The sequence below is a fragment of the Pseudonocardia pini genome (assembly GCF_013870575.1).
Taxonomy (GTDB): Bacteria; Actinomycetota; Actinomycetes; order Mycobacteriales; family Pseudonocardiaceae; genus Pseudonocardia; species Pseudonocardia pini.
Genome location: NZ_JACBXB010000450.1, coordinates 1 through 4,495 on the forward strand (window position 1 = coordinate 1; position 4,495 = coordinate 4,495).

7 protein-coding genes are annotated in these 4,495 nt (G+C 72.1%); 3 read left to right on the top strand and 4 right to left on the bottom strand.

Going from position 1 to position 4,495, the window contains the following annotated elements:
- The 3 genes from H5J29_RS21960 to H5J29_RS21970 form a co-directional block, all read left to right on the top strand.
- The coding region (locus tag H5J29_RS21960; RefSeq protein ID WP_220187754.1) for a hypothetical protein at nucleotides 1-403 on the top strand (403 nt) is incomplete at its 5' end.
- A gap of 29 nt (nucleotides 404-432) precedes the next feature.
- Nucleotides 433-1,092, top strand: a complete 660-nt coding sequence (locus H5J29_RS21965) for a response regulator transcription factor (RefSeq protein ID WP_181782932.1) — start codon at nucleotides 433-435, stop codon at nucleotides 1,090-1,092.
- A 144-nt stretch (nucleotides 1,093-1,236) separates the two neighbouring features.
- Entirely contained in the window at nucleotides 1,237-2,046 is an 810-nt protein-coding gene (locus H5J29_RS21970; protein WP_181782933.1) for a mycofactocin-coupled SDR family oxidoreductase, read from the top strand.
- Nucleotides 2,047-2,104: 58 nt separating this feature from the next.
- Here H5J29_RS21970 and H5J29_RS21975 read toward each other — a convergent pair whose 3' ends face one another.
- The 4 genes from H5J29_RS21975 to H5J29_RS21990 form a co-directional block, all read right to left on the bottom strand.
- Entirely contained in the window at nucleotides 2,105-2,815 is a 711-nt protein-coding gene (locus tag H5J29_RS21975; protein WP_181782934.1) for a hypothetical protein, read from the bottom strand.
- A gap of 103 nt (nucleotides 2,816-2,918) precedes the next feature.
- Nucleotides 2,919-3,242 (bottom strand): hypothetical protein, encoded by a 324-nt coding sequence (locus tag H5J29_RS21980; RefSeq protein ID WP_181782935.1) that lies wholly within the window; start codon nucleotides 3,240-3,242, stop codon nucleotides 2,919-2,921.
- A gap of 10 nt (nucleotides 3,243-3,252) precedes the next feature.
- Complete coding sequence (locus tag H5J29_RS21985) at nucleotides 3,253-3,795, bottom strand: dihydrofolate reductase family protein (RefSeq protein WP_181782936.1); 543 nt, start codon at nucleotides 3,793-3,795, stop codon at nucleotides 3,253-3,255.
- A gap of 70 nt (nucleotides 3,796-3,865) precedes the next feature.
- A complete protein-coding gene (locus H5J29_RS21990; protein ID WP_181782937.1) occupies nucleotides 3,866-4,318 on the bottom strand; it encodes a MarR family winged helix-turn-helix transcriptional regulator in 453 nt (150 codons plus the stop codon).
- Between the last annotated feature and the right edge of the window lie 177 nt (nucleotides 4,319-4,495).

The window sequence follows — 4,495 nt, forward strand, 5'->3', positions numbered from 1 at the left end:
CGAGTTCCTGGTGCGGCTGCTGCTCGCGGGTCACCCGGTCGTGTACGAGCCCGCGGCGTGGGTGCGCCACCACCACGCCACGGACGGCGCGACCGTGCGCGCCCAGACCGAGGCGAACGCGGCCGGGCTGGCGAGCGTGGTCACCAAGGTCGTGCTGAGCAAGGCGGGCCGGGCCGGTCTGCTGCAACGGATCCCGGCGGCCCTGCGTGAGCTGCCACGGTCGGCCCTGGTCAGCGGCCCGGTGCGCTACCTCTGGTCCCGCGGGCGGGCACGCCGGGCCGGGGGGCGGGTGCCGAGGCTGACCGTCGGCGTGTCGGTGCCCGCGCGGCGGGTCCCAGAGGTTCCGCTCGCCCGGGGGGCGGTATCCCGAACCGACAACGGTGTGGCCACCACACCCCCCTGACGGCGCGTGATCCGCTTACGATCCTGCGCGTGACGATCCGTGTGGCCCTCGCCGAGGACAACGCCCTGCTCCGGCACGGGCTCGCCCGGCTCATCGACGGCACCCCCGACCTGACCCTGGTCGGGTCCGCCGCCGATCTCCCCGCGCTCAACAAGCTGGTCGACGAGCACGATCCCGAGGTCGTCGTCACCGACATCCGGATGCCCCCGACGAACACGGACGAGGGCATCTCGGTGGCCGCGGACCTGCGCGTCCGCAAGCCGGAGATCGGCGTCATCCTGCTCTCGCAGTACGCGGAGGCGCAGTACGCGCTGACCCTGCTCGCCGACGGCACCGCCCGCCGCGGATACCTGCTGAAGGAGCGGGTCGCCGACGGGGACGAGCTCGCCGAGGCGATCCGCCGGGTCGCCGACGGCGGGTCGGTGATCGACCCGACCGTCATCGAGGGCCTCGTCGCCGCCCAGCGCGCCAAGCCCAGCGAGCTCGACGCCCTCACCCCCCGCGAGCTCGAGGTGCTCGGGGAGATGGCGCAGGGCAAGTCCAACGCCTCCATCGCCGCCGCCCTCGTCCTGTCGGAGCGGGCCATCGAGAAGCACACCAACTCGATCTTCTCCAAGCTCGGGCTGTCTGAGGAGAAGGACCTCAACCGCCGGGTCTCCGCGGTGCTGGTGTACCTCCAGAACAGCTGATCACCGGGGGTGGCGCAGCTCTCACCCGGACCGTCTCCGCAAAGGCGTGGTACGGAGATCGAGAGGGCGGATCCACCACGGCCCACCGACCGTCGTCCGCCCCTCCCGGTCCCGATCGGACCGGAGTCGGGAAGGACGACGAGCATGGGCAAGCTCGACGGCAAGGTCGCTTTCATCACCGGCGCCGCACGCGGTCAGGGTCGCAGCCACGCGATCCGGTTGGCCGAGGAGGGCGCCGACATCATCGCGGTGGACCTCGCCGCACAGATCGACACGGTGGCCTACCCGATGGCCACCCCCGGGGACCTCGAGGAGACGCAGAAGCTCGTCGAGGCGCTGGACCGGCGGATCGTCACCGCGGTCGCGGACGTCCGCGATCCCGCTGCGCTGCAGGCGGCGTTCGACGCCGGCGTCGCGGAGCTGGGGCGGATCGACATCGTGCTGGCCAACGCCGGCATCGCACCGCAGGGCGCCCCGGAGAAGGACACGTTCGCCACCTGGGCGGACGTGGTCGGGGTCAACCTCACGGGGGTGTTCAACGCGGTGCACGTGGCCGCGCCGAAGCTGATCGAACAGGGTCAGGGCGGGGCGATCGTGCTCACCAGCTCCACCCAGGGCATCTCGGGCCGCGGCGGGGACGGCTCCGGCGCGGTGACCGGGTACGCGGCGAGCAAGCACGGCGTCGTCGGGTTGATGCACTCGTTCGCGCACTACAACATCCGGGTCAACACGGTGCACCCCACCGGCGTCGCGACCCCGATGGTGCAGAACGAGGTCATCGGCAGGTGGATCGAGGAGAACCCGGGGGCGCTGGACCAGACGAGGAACCTGCTCGACGTCGGGCTGGTCGAGCCGCGTGACATCAGCAACGCGATCCTCTACCTGGTGAGCGACGACGGCCGGTACGTCACCGGCTCCACGTTGCCCGTCGACGCAGGCTTCCTCGTCCGCTGACGAACGACCGGCACTCTCGCTCACACCTACTGAGCGAGAGTGCCGGTCGTTCACGGGGTCAGCGCTCGCCGGTGGCCCACTGCCGGTCGCTCATCCGCAGCGCGGAGACGCCGACGGCGACCATGAACAGCCCCAGCATCGCGCCGCTCGCGATGTTGGCGGTGGCGTCGTGCTGCAGACCGAGCGGCAGCACCATCATCGCGACGCTCACCACGACCAGCAGGGCGAAGGCCCAGTGGAAGAAGCCCGCTCGCCAGGCCGCGACCGCGCCGACCACCATGCCGACGAAGGCGAGCATCGTCGTCGGGCCGCCGAGGAACGCCGCCAGCGGCAGGTTCTGGGCGGCGTCGGAGACCACGACCGCGGTGTCCGGCGGCAGCTGCTGCCGGATCGCCAGGTCGTAGAAGTCCGTGACGAGCAGGCCGGGCAGGGCCAGGACCGGGATCCACGAGATCGCGACGGCCACGTTCCCCAGTACCCGCGCTCTGCTGCGGGTCATCGCCACGAAGGACAACAGCATCGGGGTCAGCCCCATGTAGCCGAAGAACAGCAGCACCGCGGCGACCTGGCTCTGCATCGGGTCGACGACGAGGGAGTCCAGGTAGGCGAGCTTGCTCTCGCCGGTCTCCCAGACCGTCGTCGCGAAGCCGGCCGCGACGAGCAGGCCGCCGACGACGGTCGTGACGCCGACGGCGCGGCGGCGGAAGCTCGAGCGAGCCGGGGTCAGGGTGTGGCCCGCGTAGTCCTGAGCGGTCAGCGTGGCGGTCATGGTGTCCTCCTCGACGGGGTGTACGAGAAGGAGCCTGCCGCTGCGCGTCGGTCCGATCCGGCCTGTCACCAGGCCTTTCGCCGGGGTGGTCGCCACACCCTCGTCAGGCGACCAGCCGCACGTCGACCCGGACCCGCCTGCCGTCCCGCACCGCGACGCCGTGGCCCGGCCGGTCCACCCCGTCGAGCCGCACCCGCAGCGGCGCGCCCTCGCCGGTGAAGTTCCGCCACCACCGCTTCTGGTCCGGCGCCTCGACCCGGATGACGCCACCCTCGTCCTCGCGCTGGAACGCGACCGGGAGCTCGAACTCCCGGCCCGAGCGGCGGCCGGTGTAGCTGACCACGGTCATCGGGCCGAGCCTGCCGCGACGCGCGAGCGGGGTGACGACGGTGTTCACGAGGCGCGCGGCGCGCTGCAGGGCGTTCATGGACCCGACACTAGGCGCGGTCGTAGAGCGAGAGGACCACGCTGCCGTCGAGCACGCGGGATTCGCGCAGGGTGAACGCGGCGCGGCCTGCCCCCGGGAGCAGCGCGTGGTCGCCACCCAGGACCACGGGGTGCACGATGACGCTGAGCCGGTCGACCAGCCCCGCCGCCGTCAGCGCCCCCGCCAGGGCACCGCCGCCCATCAGCACGAAGTCCCCCTCCAGCGCGGCGATCTCGTCGACCGTCCGGACCAGGACCGTGTTCTCGACGTCCACGGACTCCAGCGTCCGGGAGGCGACGACCTTGGGCGTGGCCCGCCAGAGCGGGGCGTAGGCGCGGTCGTGCGGGTGCTCGGAGGTCTCGTCCGCGTGCGGCCAGTACGAGGACATCCAGCCCCAGACGACCCGGCCGTAGAGCAGCGACGACCCCTCCGGCTGCAGGGCCGCCGAGTAGACGGAGTGCTCCGGACCCATCGTGGTCCAGTCGAACTCCCCCTTCGGGCCGCAGATCCGGCCGTCGAGCGAGACGTTGATGTGGTGGGTGATCCTGCGCATCGGAGGCTCCTTCTCGGGTGGGCTGTCACCGGTGGGTCGGAGCCGGCGCGCGGTTCTCGACACGGGCAGGTCAGAAGTCCTCGATCTCGGCCTCGGTGCTCGCCGTCGCGTCCTGGAGGAAGGTGAGGAGCGCGCGCAGCTGCGGCTCCGAGAGGCCCCCGAGATCGGCGCGGTGCCGGTCGTTGAGGCGGCCGTAGAGCCCACCCACCCGCTCGACGGCCTCGGGGACCGGCTCGATCAGCACCCGCCTGCGGTCACGGGAGTCGGGCACCCGGCGGACGAAGCCCGCCGCCACGAGCCGGTCGATCATCCGGGAGGCCGCCCCGCTGGTCAGCGTGACCCGTCGCGCCAGCTCGCCGGGGGTGGCGGGGCCGTGGTTGGCCAGGACGTAGAGCGCCTGCAGGTCCGTCCACGTCATGCCCATCCGCTCGGCGATCATGCCGTTGAGCTGGATGACCGGGATCTGCCACGCGGCGACCGCTGCCAGCACCTCGGCCGTCAGCCCCTCCCTTGACGTACCCATGGCGCGATCCTAGTGTCTCGCGCAGTATCTGCGTGATGCAGTAACTGCACAGAACAGCGAATCGAGGACCCATGTCGTTCGCCCCCGACCTCCGTGCGCTCACCGATCCGGCACCGGCCCGTGCCACGGCCCCGATCCTGCGCGTCGACGCCCCCGCGGGTGGGCCGGCGTGGGTCG